Origin of the sequence: Pseudomonas syringae (genome assembly GCF_001698815.1) — a bacterium.
GTDB lineage: Bacteria > Pseudomonadota > Gammaproteobacteria > Pseudomonadales > Pseudomonadaceae > Aquipseudomonas > Aquipseudomonas syringae_A.
Genome location: NZ_LGSI01000066.1, coordinates 39,856 through 53,537, shown reverse-complemented (window position 1 = coordinate 53,537; position 13,682 = coordinate 39,856). Strand labels below are relative to the sequence as shown.

At 56.7% G+C, this 13,682-nt stretch carries 16 protein-coding genes and 2 pseudogenes; 11 read left to right on the top strand and 7 right to left on the bottom strand.

Annotated features, from left to right (window positions below; genetic code table 11):
* Window positions 1–40: 40 nt before the first annotated feature.
* Entirely contained in the window at window positions 41–2,368 is a 2,328-nt protein-coding gene (locus AFK24_RS22475; protein WP_080482253.1) for a TonB-dependent siderophore receptor, read from the top strand.
* A gap of 105 nt (window positions 2,369–2,473) precedes the next feature.
* Window positions 2,474–2,693, top strand: a pseudogene (locus tag AFK24_RS31645) (hypothetical protein).
* Window positions 2,694–3,048: 355 nt separating this feature from the next.
* Here the strand turns inward: AFK24_RS31645 and AFK24_RS22465 are convergent.
* Window positions 3,049–3,309, bottom strand: coding sequence for a DUF1652 domain-containing protein (locus AFK24_RS22465; RefSeq protein WP_065835321.1), 261 nt, complete (start codon window positions 3,307–3,309; stop codon window positions 3,049–3,051).
* Window positions 3,310–3,476: 167 nt separating this feature from the next.
* Here AFK24_RS22465 and AFK24_RS22460 point away from each other — a divergent pair, with 167 nt between their 5' ends.
* The 6 genes from AFK24_RS22460 to AFK24_RS22435 all read left to right on the top strand — a co-directional run bounded on the left by AFK24_RS22460 (window position 3,477) and on the right by AFK24_RS22435 (window position 6,586).
* Window positions 3,477–3,734 (top strand): PLD nuclease N-terminal domain-containing protein, encoded by a 258-nt coding sequence (locus AFK24_RS22460; RefSeq protein ID WP_080482252.1) that lies wholly within the window; start codon window positions 3,477–3,479, stop codon window positions 3,732–3,734.
* Window positions 3,735–3,920: 186 nt separating this feature from the next.
* Window positions 3,921–4,160, top strand: coding sequence for a hypothetical protein (locus AFK24_RS22455; RefSeq protein ID WP_065835320.1), 240 nt, complete (start codon window positions 3,921–3,923; stop codon window positions 4,158–4,160).
* Between the two features lie 159 nt (window positions 4,161–4,319).
* The gene (locus AFK24_RS22450; protein WP_065835319.1) at window positions 4,320–4,670 is read left to right on the top strand and encodes a DUF6152 family protein; all 351 of its coding nucleotides are present in this window, start codon (window positions 4,320–4,322) and stop codon (window positions 4,668–4,670) included.
* Entirely contained in the window at window positions 4,670–5,176 is a 507-nt protein-coding gene (locus AFK24_RS22445) for a DUF6644 family protein (protein WP_065835318.1), read from the top strand. Before AFK24_RS22450 ends, AFK24_RS22445 begins: the two co-directional genes overlap by 1 nt.
* Window positions 5,177–5,390: 214 nt before the next feature.
* Window positions 5,391–6,275, top strand: coding sequence for a manganese catalase family protein (locus AFK24_RS22440; RefSeq protein WP_065835317.1), 885 nt, complete (start codon window positions 5,391–5,393; stop codon window positions 6,273–6,275).
* A 56-nt stretch (window positions 6,276–6,331) separates the two neighbouring features.
* Window positions 6,332–6,586, top strand: coding sequence for a hypothetical protein (locus tag AFK24_RS22435; protein WP_065835316.1), 255 nt, complete (start codon window positions 6,332–6,334; stop codon window positions 6,584–6,586).
* 65 nt (window positions 6,587–6,651) lie between these two features.
* On the opposite strand, the gene AFK24_RS22430 is transcribed toward AFK24_RS22435, so the two are convergent.
* Entirely contained in the window at window positions 6,652–7,662 is a 1,011-nt protein-coding gene (locus tag AFK24_RS22430; protein WP_065835315.1) for a zinc-dependent alcohol dehydrogenase family protein, read from the bottom strand.
* Window positions 7,663–7,853: 191 nt separating this feature from the next.
* A complete protein-coding gene (locus AFK24_RS22425) occupies window positions 7,854–8,150 on the bottom strand; it encodes an ArsR/SmtB family transcription factor (protein ID WP_065835314.1) in 297 nt (98 codons plus the stop codon).
* A gap of 133 nt (window positions 8,151–8,283) precedes the next feature.
* Here AFK24_RS22425 and AFK24_RS22420 point away from each other — a divergent pair, with 133 nt between their 5' ends.
* Entirely contained in the window at window positions 8,284–8,625 is a 342-nt protein-coding gene (locus tag AFK24_RS22420) for a YceK/YidQ family lipoprotein (protein ID WP_065835313.1), read from the top strand.
* Window positions 8,626–8,678: 53 nt separating this feature from the next.
* The gene (locus tag AFK24_RS22415) at window positions 8,679–9,470 is read left to right on the top strand and encodes a transporter substrate-binding domain-containing protein (RefSeq protein ID WP_065835312.1); all 792 of its coding nucleotides are present in this window, start codon (window positions 8,679–8,681) and stop codon (window positions 9,468–9,470) included.
* 94 nt (window positions 9,471–9,564) lie between these two features.
* On the opposite strand, the gene AFK24_RS22410 is transcribed toward AFK24_RS22415, so the two are convergent.
* Both AFK24_RS22410 and AFK24_RS22405 read right to left on the bottom strand, forming a co-directional pair.
* Complete coding sequence (locus AFK24_RS22410; RefSeq protein ID WP_065835311.1) at window positions 9,565–10,584, bottom strand: branched-chain amino acid aminotransferase; 1,020 nt, start codon at window positions 10,582–10,584, stop codon at window positions 9,565–9,567.
* 109 nt (window positions 10,585–10,693) lie between these two features.
* Entirely contained in the window at window positions 10,694–11,590 is an 897-nt protein-coding gene (locus AFK24_RS22405) for a LysR family transcriptional regulator (RefSeq protein ID WP_065835310.1), read from the bottom strand.
* A gap of 109 nt (window positions 11,591–11,699) precedes the next feature.
* On the opposite strand from AFK24_RS22405, the gene AFK24_RS22400 reads away from it, so the two are divergent.
* Window positions 11,700–12,125, top strand: a complete 426-nt coding sequence (locus AFK24_RS22400) for a VOC family protein (protein WP_065835309.1) — start codon at window positions 11,700–11,702, stop codon at window positions 12,123–12,125.
* A 232-nt stretch (window positions 12,126–12,357) separates the two neighbouring features.
* Here AFK24_RS22400 and AFK24_RS32110 read toward each other — a convergent pair.
* Both AFK24_RS32110 and AFK24_RS22390 read right to left on the bottom strand, forming a co-directional pair.
* A pseudogene (locus AFK24_RS32110) lies at window positions 12,358–12,457 on the bottom strand (antibiotic acetyltransferase); the annotation flags it as partial.
* Window positions 12,458–12,676: 219 nt separating this feature from the next.
* Window positions 12,677–13,579: a glycosyltransferase family 2 protein gene (locus AFK24_RS22390; RefSeq protein ID WP_065835370.1), complete on the bottom strand. Its 903-nt coding sequence runs from the start codon at window positions 13,577–13,579 to the stop codon at window positions 12,677–12,679.
* Window positions 13,580–13,682: the final 103 nt, after the last annotated feature.

The following is a 13,682-nucleotide window of genomic DNA, read 5'->3' as shown; positions in this document are numbered from 1 at the left end:
GGCTAGTAAGGCAGACCCCACTTTCCAAGGAACACCGTCCATGAAGCACCGCCGGCATTTGCCTTTGTCCGTCCTCGCCACCAGCCTGTTGTTCGCCCTGTCGGCGCAGGCCCAGGACAAGGTCGAACTCGACCTGCCGAGCACCAGCCTGGACAAGGCACTCAATGCCCTGGCGCGGCAATCGTCGGTGCAGATCATCTTTGCCAGCGACATTACTGCGGGCAAAACCACCAAAGCGGTCAAGGGCAGCTACACACCACAACAAGCCTTGTCGCGACTGCTCGACCACAGCGGCCTGCAATCCCGGGTGCGCGATGAGCACACGTTCATCATCGTCCCGGCACAGGAACCGGTGGCCGCCAAACCGCCCGAAGTCCAGTACATCGCGCCAATGGTGATCAAGGGCGACGTGCTCGGTGGCGCAACGGACCCGGAAGTCCTCACCTACCCCGGCAGCCGTTCGATGGTCAAGGAAGAAGACCTGAAAAAAGCCAGCGTGCGCGGCGTCGACGATGCGTTGCAACGGGTTCCCGGAGTGAAAATCTTCGACGAAACCGGCACCGGTGCCTTGCCGCAGATTTCCGTCAGAGGCCTGTATGAAAGCCGTAGCGGCCGGGTCCAGGCCTTGTCCGACGGCATTCCCCTGGCCCTCGCGCCTTACGGCCAGACCGGTTTGTCGCTGTTCCCGGTGACTCTCGCGACCGTCGACCGGATCGACATCGTGCGCGGTGGCGCCGCCGTGCAATACGGCCCGAACAACGTCGGCGGGGTGATCAACTTCATCAGCAAACCGATTCCCAAGGAATGGGAAACCACCTTGCAGGAACGCACCACGTTCAACGCCGGCGGCCGCCAATTGTGGGACACCTACGTCGGCACCGGCGGCTACCTGACCGACAACTTCGGCCTGCAACTGGACCTCAACACCATCAATGGTGAAACCGCCCGCGAGCATTCCGACACCGATATCCAGAACTATCGCCTGCGGGGCCAATGGAACATCGACGATGACCGCGACCTGAGCTTCGGCGTGCAGCATTACAAGGCCGACATGGACCTGGCCGGCGCCCTCAGCGTCAAGGATTACAAGGACGACCCACGCCAATCGACCCGCCCACTGGACCGCTTCGAAGGCGATACCGACCGCGTCTGGGGCACCTACACCCAGCAATTGGGCGCGATGGGCCCGTTCGATTCGGTAGAATTCAGCTGGACCAACTTCGCTCACAACAGCTACCGCAACTTCGTGGTCGGCCTGCCCTTCACCCCGGACGGCGCGGCGGTGACCAAGCAGGACGGCCCGCGCGACTTCAAGGTCTGGGGCACTGAACCGCGCCTGAGCATGAGCATCGATGGTGACAGCCTCAGCCAGACTTGGTTGCTGGGCGCGCGTTACGTCAAGGAAGACATCGACTACAAGGTCAATCGCCAAAGCCTCGCCACAGGCACCACCACGCCGTTCCGCGACTGGACGTTCGACGACGATGCCAAGGCCTTTTACCTCAGCAACGCCATCGGCCTGCTCGACAACCGGCTGACCATTACGCCGGGCGTGCGTTACGAAAACGCGCGCATGAACTACGACGACGGCATCACCGGGTTCCAGCATGAAAACAAATCAGAAGAGTGGCTGCCCGGCCTGACCGTGGGCTTCCAGGCCAGCGATGACTGGTTCATCTACGCCAACGCGCAGAAATCCCTGCGTCCACCGCAGGTCACGCAGATCGTCAAGGAAGGTGACGTCGGCGCCGAGTTGGCCTGGAACTACGAGACCGGCGTGCGTTATACGCCATGGCAAGGTCTGCGGGTGGACGCCGGTCTGTACCGTATCGATTTCAGCGACCAGATCGTCTTCAACGCGACCACCGACCGCTTCGACAACCTTGGCAGCACCCGTCACCAGGGCATTGAGACCGAAGTGTTCTGGACCCCGGCCGCGCTGCCCGACCTCGACCTGCACGCCAGCTACGCCTACCTCGATGCCAAACAGCGCAACGGCGCCTTCAAGGACAACGAAGTCCCGTTCGCCTCCAGAAACCAGTTCAACGTCGACGGCCGTTATCGCTTCGCCGAGCACTGGACCTACAGCCTTGACGGCCTGTTCGTCAGCAGCGCCTACACCGACGCCGCCAATTCCGGTGACGAAGACGCGACGGCTTCGGTGGGCAAGCTCCCGGCCTATTGGGTGTGGAATACCGCGATCGAGCGTGAGTTCAAACTCCAGGATCACAGCCTGCTGACCGCCTCGGCCGGGGTCAGCAACCTGTTCAACCGCGAGTATTACTTCCGCGGCATCGACACCAGCCCCTGGGGCCGTCAACCGGCACCTGAGCGGTCGTTGACGCTTGGGCTCAATTACCGGTTCTAATCCCACTAAGTTCAGAACCAAAAGATCGCAGCCCCGTTTCACTCGACAGTTCCTACAGGGGATACGCATTCCAAATGAACTGCCCCCAAAAGTTGGACACCGATCCTGACTTTTGGGGTCACAAACTCTGACTTAATTCCTTCCCTGCTATTCAAGATCAACGGAAATCAGCTCGCCCTGGAGGCCACAATCATGGAACTTTCGAAGTGGTAGAGATGCGCGGATCGGCGGACGTCGCCAACAATGTTCGGGGCGTCCTAGACACGATCGACCAGAGCGAGGAGTTCATAAAGTGAACGCTTTTGTGCTAATAACTCCCGAGTGAAAGCAAAAGTTTGCCATGTATCGGTTTCGGCCCTTTTGGGCAGGCTAGGAAGTCTATCCGTAAACATTTTTTGTAGGTTTTATCTACAGCTCGTCGGAAATTGGTTGGAGAAATCCGATCAAGCTTCCATCCGCACCAACTCTTATTGGAGGCAGGCCGGATGTACACTTTACGGTACAACGTGGAAGTGTACACATGCAAAAAACCATGTTAATTATAGAGTTATGCTATTATTCGAGTCTCCCTCGGGCACCATATAGCAACAACCGTGAGTTTCTACCGACTCACGGACACGAAGAAACCGGCCATTTGGGCCGGTTTTTTTGTGTCTGTCGTCCGCGCATCTGATGTGGTGTCACGCCCGCCGACACTGCCGTTGCTCCGGCTGCAAATGCCAAAGCCGCATTTCCTCTCTCAGCCCGAGAACCAGATTTGCAATGGCTCGGCCGGCAGTCAGGTTGGAGGCGTCGATGCCAGCGAATGTCAGCTCTTCCTTGTCAGTGTTCTGATTGAAAATCTGGACGGTCATCGAGCCGGCCGGGTCGATGATGCAGGTGCATCTCTTGGGCAAGAACGCCATTTCGACAATGTGGGTTAACTCCTGGCTAGAGATCATGCCAAGCCTCCGTGACTGCGGGCCGGGAACATTCCTGACCTGTCGGCGCAGGTGAGTGTAGACAACATTGTCGAAGGCGCTGGGGCAAGAAGGATTTGTCCCCGTACACAACACTGAACCCTTTGCGCATCACCCTGCCTAAACAGTTACAACCAAGGGGGAGATGTATGGAACTCAAACAAATCTGGGACGTGCTGGCGAACATCATGGATGTTCCGCTGGCCTGGATATCCATTGTGACGCTGCTTATTGTTGCCGTGCTGTGGGCGGTGACCCGAGTCATGAGGAGCGATGGCCAACGTGAAAGCAAGGCGCTGTGGATCATCGTGCTGGTGTTTGTTCCGGTTCTCGGGCTGCTGGCCTGGGCGGTTGCGGGTCCGAAAGCCAAAACAGCAGGTTCCGATCCGCTTCAGCAACGAAATTGAAGCTTGATGCGACCCTAAGCTTAGGATTCACAAAACCGGCCACTGAGCCGGTTTTTTTTGTGCCTGGCATTCGCGCGATGAATCGGCCAACTAAATATCCATAATTCAGCAGCTTAGGTTTGCTATATTTCGCCGCATCAAATCGCCATATCGTTTGGCACAGCACTGACCTGGAAGGGAATCAACATGGGTCTCACCAAAGAAAACCAACAACTTCAGAATGCTCTGGTCTCGGCCGCCCACCTGCTGAGATGGTCTTTGGCCAACATGCTCAAGGAAGCCAACAGCCTCGCGGACAGCGGCAAGCATGCTGAAGCCCAGGCACTGATTGAGCTTTCGGCCAACTATCAAGAATCCGAATCCAGCCTGCTGAACTACGCCTCCGAAGTTCGGGATGGCCTGATCAGCAAAACCAGCGCTGCCTGACAAGCGGCATTCACGTGCCCAAGCCTTGTCCTTGCTGGCTTCAGGCACGGCACCGCAACGCTGTCCAGGCATGTCTTCGCTGACCTGCACTTAACACGGCGCCAGTCCCGTCTACGCTTCTGCCCTGCACAGAAGAAAAGACAACAAGAGGACCGCGTCATGAAAGGCATGCTCAAGTGCGTTGGATTGTCCGCAGTACTGGTTGCTACGACTGCGTTCGCCCATCACGGCTGGAGCGAGTACGACTCCAGCAAGGCATTGCAGCTGCAAGGCACGATCGAAGAGTCCGGTTACTCCCATCCTCACGGATTCGTGCGCCTCAAAACCGCTGATAAAACCTGGAATGTCGTACTGGCACCGCCATCCCGTATGGAAAATCGGGGTCTGACCAAGGAAATGCTCAAGGTCGGGAATCAAGCCAGCGTGGTCGGCTATCAGAATCGCAGCAAACCCGAAGAGTTACGCGCCGAACGCATCACCATTGGCGACAAGACCACCGAGTTGCGCTGATGAATGCAGCCCCGACAGGCTCAGGCGCAAACACCTGGCTGGACTGGCTGGACGCATCGCCGGTGGGTTCGGCCATGCGCAGCGATCTGTGGCTTTATCCGCTGGTCGAAGTAGTGCACATCATCGGCTTTGCAGTACTAGTCGGCTCGGTGGTCATGTTCGATCTGCGGGTGCTCGGGCTATCGCGGGAAATTGCAGTCACGGCGCTGGCTCGGCACTTGTTGCGATTTGCCCTCGCCGCCCTGCTACTGATTGTTCCCGCCGGTTTGATGATGTTCTCGGCACATCCCCATGACTTCGCCGGCAACAACATTTTCCTCTTGAAACTGAGCCTGATCGCCCTCGCAGGCATCAATGCCGCACTGTTCCACATAGGCGTATACCGCTCGGTCAATCGCTGGAACACAGGTGTCGCAGCACCCGCAATCGCCAAGATCCAGGCTGTGTTATCAATCGGATTATGGCTGTGCGTGGTGCTGTGCGGTCGGCTTCTGGCTTATACCTGAGCGGGCATCGCGGCCACGCTGAAGCCATCACTCAAAACGACAAATAAGCAACTTTTCTAACACTCAAATGGGTTCGCTTATTACACAATTTCATTTTTTTACTACCATTCGTCAACTTGGCTGAACAGCTTTCACGGCTCGGTGCTCCCTTTACTGTGGCCAATCATATGTCCACCGACAGCCGTTTTGGCTTAATAAGATGAGGAATAGAACCATGTTCATTCATAACAAGCGTTTGCAGTATACCGTGCGTGTCGCACGACCTGATCCAGGTCTGGCCAATCTTCTTCTGGAGCAGTTCGGTGGTGCTCAAGGTGAACTGGCAGCAGCGGCGCGCTACTTCACTCAAGCGTTGGCAGAAGAGGATGCAGGTCGTAAAGACTTGCTGATGGATATTGCCACCGAAGAACTTAGCCACCTGGAAATCATCGGTTCGATTATTTGCATGCTGAACCGTGGCGGCAAAGGTCAGTTGGCTGAAGGCGTACAGCAGGAAGGTGAGTTGTATCGTGCAATCAATGGCGCGGGCAATGATTCGCATATTACTTCTTTGCTCTACGGCTGCGGTGCGCCACTGACCAACTCGGCCGGTGTGCCATGGACAGCTGCGTATGTCGATACTATCGGCGAACCGACTGCGGACTTCCGTTCCAATATCGCGGCAGAAGCACGGGCGAAGATCGTTTATGAGCGCCTGATGAATGTGACGGATGATCCAGGTATCAAAGAAGCCCTGGGCTTTTTGATGACCCGGGAAATCGCGCACCAGAAGTCGTTCGAAAAAGCGCTGCACTCGATCCAGCCAAACTTCCCGCAAGGAAAACTGCCTGGCATGCCTGAGTTCGCCAACGTGTACTTCAACATGTCTGCCGGCGAGCCGAACCTGCGTGGCCCGTGGAATGAAGGCGACGAGTGGGAATATGTGGAATCACCACAACCTGCAGTAGATGGCGGTGACGGTACTGCATCGGTCGAGTTGTCCACAGATGACGAAGCCGTGTTGTTGACCATGAAGGAACGCACCATGTCCGATCCGGATGCCAACCCGATTACCGGTGCGGATCTGGGTTCAGGTTACGTGCAAGGTAAAGATCTGTAAGACCTTTAACATGTGAAACTGACTGACTGACCAAAACTTAAAAGAGGAGGTGGACAATGCATTTGTCTGAGGATGAGACTCGCCTTGTAAACGACGAAGAACTTAATGCGTTGCTGGCGACTCCTGCAACGTTTGATTCAACCGTTAAAAGCTTTGAAGTTCAGGCGCGGGATATCAAACGTGGCTTTCAGGTAAACCAGGCTATCAACTCATTGAGAGTGCCGGGCAGTTCCGATCATTCGGCTTCGCCGGATTCGAAACGCAAGTACGCTTCGGTGACTTACACGTCAGGCAAGTCGAAACAACCGTGACAATTAAATGTGCATAGCAAAAGATAGAGCAAGCCTGCACGCAGGCTTGCTCGCTGTGCCTGAAGTTAGATATCCAGACAGATCTTGCCGAAGTGTTGATTGGTTTCCTGGTAACGGAACGCTTCAACTATTTCACTCAACGGAAAGTGCCGATCAATAACCGGGCGCATGCCACTGGCATTGATCGCGCGAATCATATCCTGCTGTTGTGTGCGGCTACCCACCAGAACGCCTTGCAGACGCAACTGTTTGACCAGTGCCGGCACGAATGAAAGCTGCCCGGCAACGCCCGTCAAAATACCAATCACCGAGATATGCCCGCCAACCCGCGCAGCAATCATCGATTGCTCCAGCGTCGATGGCCCGCCTACTTCTATCACGTGATCCACACCCCGGCCGCCGGTCAATGCGCGGGCGGTCTCACCCCAATTGGTGTCCTTGCGGTAGTTGATCAAATGATCAGCGCCCATGGCTTTCAGACGGCTGAGCTTTTCGTCGCTGGAGGACGTTGCAATGACCGTCGCGCCAGCCATTTTCGCGAACTGCAAGGCGAAGATGGACACGCCGCCGGTACCCTGAATCAGCACGGTGTCACCAGGCTTGAGGGAGTCGTCGGCCATCAGCGCACGCCAGGCAGTCAAACCGGCGGTGGTCAGCGTGGCGGCTTCGGCGTGGCTATATCCGGTCGGCGCCAGGGTGAATGAAGTGGCGCGTGCCGTTACCTGCTCACGGGCGTAACCGTCGATGCCGTCGCCGGGCACGCTGACGAAACCTTCGACCAGGGGCGTGCCATCGATCCAGTCCGGGAAGAAGGTGCTGACGACCGAGTCGCCAACCTTGAATTCGCTGACGCCCTCGCCTACCGCGATGACTTCACCCGCACCATCGGCCATGGGAATGCGCGCCTCACTCGGGCCCCACATGCCGCTGACGACTGCGAAGTCGTGGTAGTTCAGGGAGTTGGCACGTAACCGCACGCTGATCTCGCCGACGTGTGGCGCACGAACTTCGCTATCGCCGATTGTGACGTTGTCGTAACCGCCGCCGGCTTGTACGTAAATGGTTTTGTTGCTCATGGGGGTATTCCTCAATTAATGAAATTTAAAGTAGTCGCGTGGGAGCGAGCTTGCTCGCGAAGGCAATATCCCCAGCTATAAAGATGCGCTGGAGGGCATGACGGCTTCGCGAGCAAGCTCGCTCCCACAGCGGGGCATAAGTAATCCTATATTTCATCATTACGCATAATGACGAAACGTATGATCAAAAATCAGAGTTCGTTTTTCAGTCGGGCGGCGAACTGGTCGATGGTCTGTTCGTCGCGTCGGAAGTAAGTCCATTTGCCGATTCTCGTTGCCTGGAGCAGCCCTGCCCTCTGCAAAATCGCCAGGTGCGCAGACGCCGAGGACGGTGACAGGCTGGCCTTGCGCTGAATGTGCGACATGCACACACCAATCGCCGGATCGCCATGGTCCTGGGGAGGAAAGTGAGTTTGCGGGTCCTTGAGCCACTCCATGATCGTCATGCGAGTGTCATTACCGACCGCTTTGAGCTGTTCGAGAATCATGGGGCGAACATTACGCCTTTTAACGAAATGTTCAAGCGTAAATCCCCGCTCACAGATTCGAAAGCTGGAAAAAAAATCACCAAAACCGCGTTGGCGCCGCTATCCTCAGGCCTTTTGAGCAAGGATGCATGCCATGAAAATAATTGCCTTGTTGGCCCTCGGCTTGGTATTGAGCGGATGCGGAAGCATCAATACGGTTTTGCGCGGCGATGAAGTCACCAGCCGCGAGTTGATCGACCAGAAGTCCTATTGCGCCACCGTGCCACGGGTCTACAGCGGGGTGTATTACGATTTCTGCCTGCTCAACGCACCTCCTGAACATGCCGGTCGTAGCGGGTACGCCATGCCGGGATTGTTGATCGACGCCGCTGTCTGCGCGGTGCTGGATACCGTCGCCCTGCCCTACACGGCTTATCGGCAACGCCAGGACGGCAGCATCGACATCAGCCCCAGGACCTGGAGACGGGAAAGTTGAGAACCAACCGAACACCCCTCACTAGAACAATCACTAGAAGTGAGCATCACTGCATGAAGAGACTCAAGTACAGCGCAATCGCCACCTTGCTGTGTGGACTATCCAACATGGCTTTCGCCGAAGAGCCGGCCGCGTCCCATCTGGACAAGGTCCTGCAAGGCGGGCAACTGGCGGTATGCACCACCGGCGATTACAAACCGTACACGTTCCTGCGCGAAGACGGCGAGTACGAAGGTATCGATATTGAAATGGCGCGCTCGCTGGCGCAAAGCCTGGGGGCGAAGATCCAGTGGGTGCCGACCACCTGGAAAACCCTGATGCCGGACATGATTGCGGGCAAGTGCGACATCGCCATGGGCGGGATTTCGGTAACCCTTGAGCGCCAGAAGAAAGCCTTCTTCAGCAACATGCTGGACATCGACGGCAAGATTCCGCTTACCCGCTGTGAAGACCACGCTTTGTATCAGACCATCGAGCAGATCAATCAGCCATCAGTGCGCCTGATCGAGCCTGCCGGTGGCACCAACGAAGCTTTTGTACACGCATACCTGCCCAAGGCGCAGTTGGCGTTTCACGACAACAAGACCATCTTTCAGCAGTTGCTGGACAAGAAGGCTGACGTGATGATCACCGATGCTTCGGAAGCGCTGTACCAGCAAAAACGCATGCCTGGACTGTGCGCGATCAACCCTGCGCAGTACATGCAATATGGCGAGAAGGCGTATCTGTTGCCGCGCGATGACGTGACGTGGAAGGGCTTTGTTGATCAATGGCTGCATTTGAGCAAGGCCACCGGCGCATATCAGACCGTGGTCGGACACTGGTTGGCGGTGCCGGGGCAGTAAGTTGCAGGAGCCAGCTTGTTGGCGAGGCCTCGTTTCAGAAGCTTCGCGAGCAAGCTCGCTCCCACACAAATTCGCTCCTACACGTTTGTGCCGATCAAACCTTGACGATCCAGCCCTGTGGCGCTTCAACGTCGCCGGACTGTACGCCGGTCAATTCCGCGTACAGCTTGCGGGTTACCGGACCGACCTCGGTTTCGCTGTAGAACACATGTAGCTTGTCCTTGTAGGAAATCCCGCCGATTGGCGTGATGACCGCAGCGGTACCGCACGCGCCAGCTTCCTTGAAGTCGGCGATCTGGTCGATGAACACGTCACCTTCAACCACTTTCAGGCCCAGACGGCTTTGCGCCAGTTCGATCAGCGACAGGCGGGTAATACCCGGCAGCACTGACGGCGACTTGGGCGTGATGAATACGTCATCGTGGGTGATGGCGAAGAAGTTGGCCGAACCGACTTCTTCGATCTTCGAATGAGTTTGCGGGTCCAGGTAGATGCAGTCGGCGAAGTGGTTCTTCTTGGCTTCGGAACCTGGCATCAGGCTGGCGGCGTAGTTGCCGCCGACTTTGGCTGCGCCAGTGCCGTTCGGTGCCGCGCGGTCGTAACCGGAAATCACGAAGTTGTTCGGCTTCAGGCCGCCCTTGAAATAGGCGCCGACCGGAATGCAGAAGATCGAGAAAATGAATTCGGGAGCGGTACGTACGCCGATGTTGTCGCCCACGCCGATCACGAACGGACGCAGATAAAGCGCGCCGCCTGAACCGTACGGCGGGATGAAGCGTTCGTTGGCCTTGACCACTTGTTTGCAGGCTTCGATGAACACATCGGTCGGCACATGAGGCATCAGCAGACGCGAACAGCTGCGCTGCATGCGCTGGGCGTTCTGGTCAGGACGGAACAGATTGATCGAGCCATCCTTGCAACGATAGGCCTTGAGGCCTTCAAAGCATTGCTGACCGTAATGCAGCGCCGTGGAACCTTCACTGATGTGCAGAACGTTGTCTTCGGTCAGCGCGCCCTCGTCCCAGGCACCATCACGCCAGTGAGAGAGGTAGCGCATATCAGTTTTGATGTAGTCGAAACCCAGTTTGTCCCAGTTGATACTTTCGTGACTCATAACGCCCTCTGTCATTAGCAGCTGCCTGGACGAATCAGGCCAAGCTCGTATTCTGCCAGAATCATCCGCACCCTGAGGCTTCAAATCCACATAAACCTCCACATGACGTTCAACTGTGCGGAAGGCAGAGGACTTCTTCGGCCGGATCGGTTTTCGACAGGCAGCGAGCGAACAGCCGGTGCAGGGGAAGATCGCGCTGGCTGCGCCGCATCAGCAGGACCACTTCGCGATGGAAGGTCAGACTGCCCAGTGGGATGACCCGCAGGTTGACGTCGCGCTCCAGCCAGAGCCCGGCCTGGGGAATAAGCGAAACGCCCAGGCCGTTTTCGACAAACTTGACGATGGCGTCCAGCTCGTCCAGTTCCAGCGCCACTCGTACCTCGATCCGCTGCTCGCGCAGAAACCGGGTGACCTGCCGGCCGCCGAAGGAAGAGCGGTCGTAACGCACATGGGGCTGCTCAAGCAGGACGGTCAGCGGGTCGTCACCCTTCACGTCCATTGGCACGATCAGCACGAAGGGTTCGGTCTCCAGCGCCTGAACGTGGAGTTCCTTGGGCAGCTCGAACGGTGGCTTGATCAGGATCGCGACGTCCAGTTCGCCGGCATCTATCTGACTGAGCAGATCCAGCGAAACGCCCGGCACCAGCTTGGCCTCCACTGCCGGCGCGACACGGCGCAACCGCAGCAGGGCCTGGGGCAGGAAACCGGTCTGAGCGCTGGCAATCGCGCCGATCTTCATTTCGCCGTGGTACTCGTCAGGGTTTTGCGCAATCGACATCTGATTGAACAACTCGAACATTTCCCGAGCCAGAGGCAATGCGCGTATGCCGGCAGCATTGAGAATTGCCTGACGTCCGGTGCGGTCGAAGAGTCGCACTCCCAAAGCCTGCTCCAGATTCTTGATCTGCGAGCTGACGGCTGACTGAGTCAAGCCGATGTGCATGCCAGCGGCGGCGAATGTGCCATGCCGTGCCACGGCCATGAAAGTCTTCAGTTCACGCAACATGAGCGTCTCGATTGATCGAAATTATTTGAGCTGAGCAGCAAATATATCCGCTTTGTATAAATTTCTTTCTATCTAAAATGAACCGTTCCCATAAAAACAGGATTTTCCCGTGAGCCTTACTCCCTTTCACCTGGCAATTCCGGTTTATGACCTTGCAGCCGCGCGGCATTTCTACAGCACCATTTTCGGCTTCGCCGAAGGACGCTCCAGTGACCACTGGGTGGATTACGATTTCTACGGGCATCAACTGGTGATCCACGAACACCCGAAGACCGCATCCCAAGAGTCCGCCCACACCAATGCCGTAGATGGACATGACGTGCCCGTACCGCATTTTGGGGTGGTATTAAGCTGGGAAGACTGGGAAGTTCTGGCAGAACGCCTGCGTTCACAGGGCATCCAGTTCGTGATCGAACCTTATGTGCGCTTCCAGGGCCAGGTAGGTGAGCAGGCGACGATGTTTCTGTTCGATCCGTGCGGCAATGCTCTGGAATTCAAGGCATTCAAGGATATCGGGCAATTGTTTGCGAAGTGATGGATGACACCGGTAATCAGTTGTTTCTGTAGTGACCAAGGTGTCAGCGAGGCTTTGAACCTGTCGTCAGGACAATCGCCTCGCGAACAACGTCGCGTCTACAGGGTTGCTCGCCCGCGGATATAACCCAGGAACGCATCCATGTCCGAGCTGCTCAGCATCCGCGCCACGGACTTGACCTCTTCCATCGGCCAGTCCCACCACGCGGCTTGCAGCAGCAAGTCGCGCACGTCTGCATCGAAGCGCCAGCGGATAAACTTGCACGGGTTGCCGCCCACGACCGAGAACGGCGCGACATCGCGGGTCACGATGGCTCCGGCAGCGACGATGGATGGTGTCATCGCCAAACTCAATGAATTCAGGAATGCCGTAAGTGCCGTAAGTGCCGACCCCGACGGTGTAACGCGGATATTCGAGCCTGATCTTTTCCGGTGCGCGCTCCAGTTTGTCCATGCGGCGCAGGCGTTTTCGGGTGTTGCGCTTTTTCAACAGGTCGAGGAGATTCATGGCAATCCGCAGACAAGAATGACGAGGTGTCTGGCAAGTACCGCTTAGCCGCTGTGGCGATGCAGCAGCAAGCGCTTGAAGCGGCGGAAGGTCGTCATGTTCAGATGTCGAAAAGGGATCGAGCGCAACAGGCTCCAGGCGTGCTTTTTATCGGTGACCACGGCGTACTTGAGCGCCTTGTTGAGGATCGCGGTGCGACCGCTCTGGTACGCGGGGTGCGCGGTGTAGGGCGCAATGGTCTGCAGATCAGCATCCAGCAGCACTTTGTACTTGCGTGACAGGTTATTGGGATGACGCCGATAACGGGTCACGCTGACCGGCAGGACATCGATGCCATAACCCTGATGCGCGATTTTCAGGGTCATCTGGAAATCCTGCACCTTGATGTCCGGATCGTAGAATCCCGCAGCCTTTAGGGCGTCCATCCGATACAACGAAACTGGCGCGCCGACTACGATGGCGTCACTGAGTATTTCATCGAAGTTGAGGTGTTTAACTTCGTTCAACTTCTGGAACTTGGTGTTGTTGCCTTCGCTGTCCATGTAAATGATCAGCGCGCCGACACAACCAACATGGGGATGTTTGTCCAGATACTCGGCACGAATACGTACCGAGCCCGGCAACATGATGTCGTCCAGGTCTGGCGTGGAAACGTAGACGCCTTTGGCGTATTGCAACCCGTGATTGAGCGTGGCGCTGACGCCTTGGTTCGCTTGCTGATAAAGCTGGAACGGATACCGCGACTGGAGTGCTTCAAGCATCGCGTAGCTGTTATCGGTCGAACCATCGTCGACGATGATGACTTCTAAGTTCGCGTAATCCTGCGCGAAGATGCTGACAATCGCCTCTTCCAGAAACTTCTCGGCGTTGTAGCAAGGGGCAACGATTGATACGAGCGGCGGCGTATCCGTTGCCTGATGGGGTCCAGAGATGTTTTCGTCAGTCATAAAGTCAGTTTCGAAGTCTTTCAAGGGCGCGGTCCTACAAACCAGTTACCTATTACCTACAAAGTGGATGCATCATGCTGCAAACAGCCCCCGCTTGTCATGG

Bases quoted from the DNA above. Each gene is read 5' to 3' on its own strand.
- AFK24_RS22475 (WP_080482253.1), top strand. From the start codon at position 41: ATGAAGCACCGCCGGCATTTGCCTTTGTCCGTCCTCGCCACCAGCCTG.
- AFK24_RS22465 (WP_065835321.1), bottom strand. From the start codon at position 3,309: ATGATCTCTAGCCAGGAGTTAACCCACATTGTCGAAATGGCGTTCTTG.
- AFK24_RS22460 (WP_080482252.1), top strand. From the start codon at position 3,477: ATGGAACTCAAACAAATCTGGGACGTGCTGGCGAACATCATGGATGTT.
- AFK24_RS22455 (WP_065835320.1), top strand. From the start codon at position 3,921: ATGGGTCTCACCAAAGAAAACCAACAACTTCAGAATGCTCTGGTCTCG.
- AFK24_RS22450 (WP_065835319.1), top strand. From the start codon at position 4,320: ATGAAAGGCATGCTCAAGTGCGTTGGATTGTCCGCAGTACTGGTTGCT.
- AFK24_RS22445 (WP_065835318.1), top strand. From the start codon at position 4,670: ATGAATGCAGCCCCGACAGGCTCAGGCGCAAACACCTGGCTGGACTGG.
- AFK24_RS22440 (WP_065835317.1), top strand. From the start codon at position 5,391: ATGTTCATTCATAACAAGCGTTTGCAGTATACCGTGCGTGTCGCACGA.
- AFK24_RS22435 (WP_065835316.1), top strand. From the start codon at position 6,332: ATGCATTTGTCTGAGGATGAGACTCGCCTTGTAAACGACGAAGAACTT.
- AFK24_RS22430 (WP_065835315.1), bottom strand. From the start codon at position 7,662: ATGAGCAACAAAACCATTTACGTACAAGCCGGCGGCGGTTACGACAAC.
- AFK24_RS22425 (WP_065835314.1), bottom strand. From the start codon at position 8,150: ATGATTCTCGAACAGCTCAAAGCGGTCGGTAATGACACTCGCATGACG.
- AFK24_RS22420 (WP_065835313.1), top strand. From the start codon at position 8,284: ATGAAAATAATTGCCTTGTTGGCCCTCGGCTTGGTATTGAGCGGATGC.
- AFK24_RS22415 (WP_065835312.1), top strand. From the start codon at position 8,679: ATGAAGAGACTCAAGTACAGCGCAATCGCCACCTTGCTGTGTGGACTA.
- AFK24_RS22410 (WP_065835311.1), bottom strand. From the start codon at position 10,584: ATGAGTCACGAAAGTATCAACTGGGACAAACTGGGTTTCGACTACATC.
- AFK24_RS22405 (WP_065835310.1), bottom strand. From the start codon at position 11,590: ATGTTGCGTGAACTGAAGACTTTCATGGCCGTGGCACGGCATGGCACA.
- AFK24_RS22390 (WP_065835370.1), bottom strand. From the start codon at position 13,579: ATGACTGACGAAAACATCTCTGGACCCCATCAGGCAACGGATACGCCG.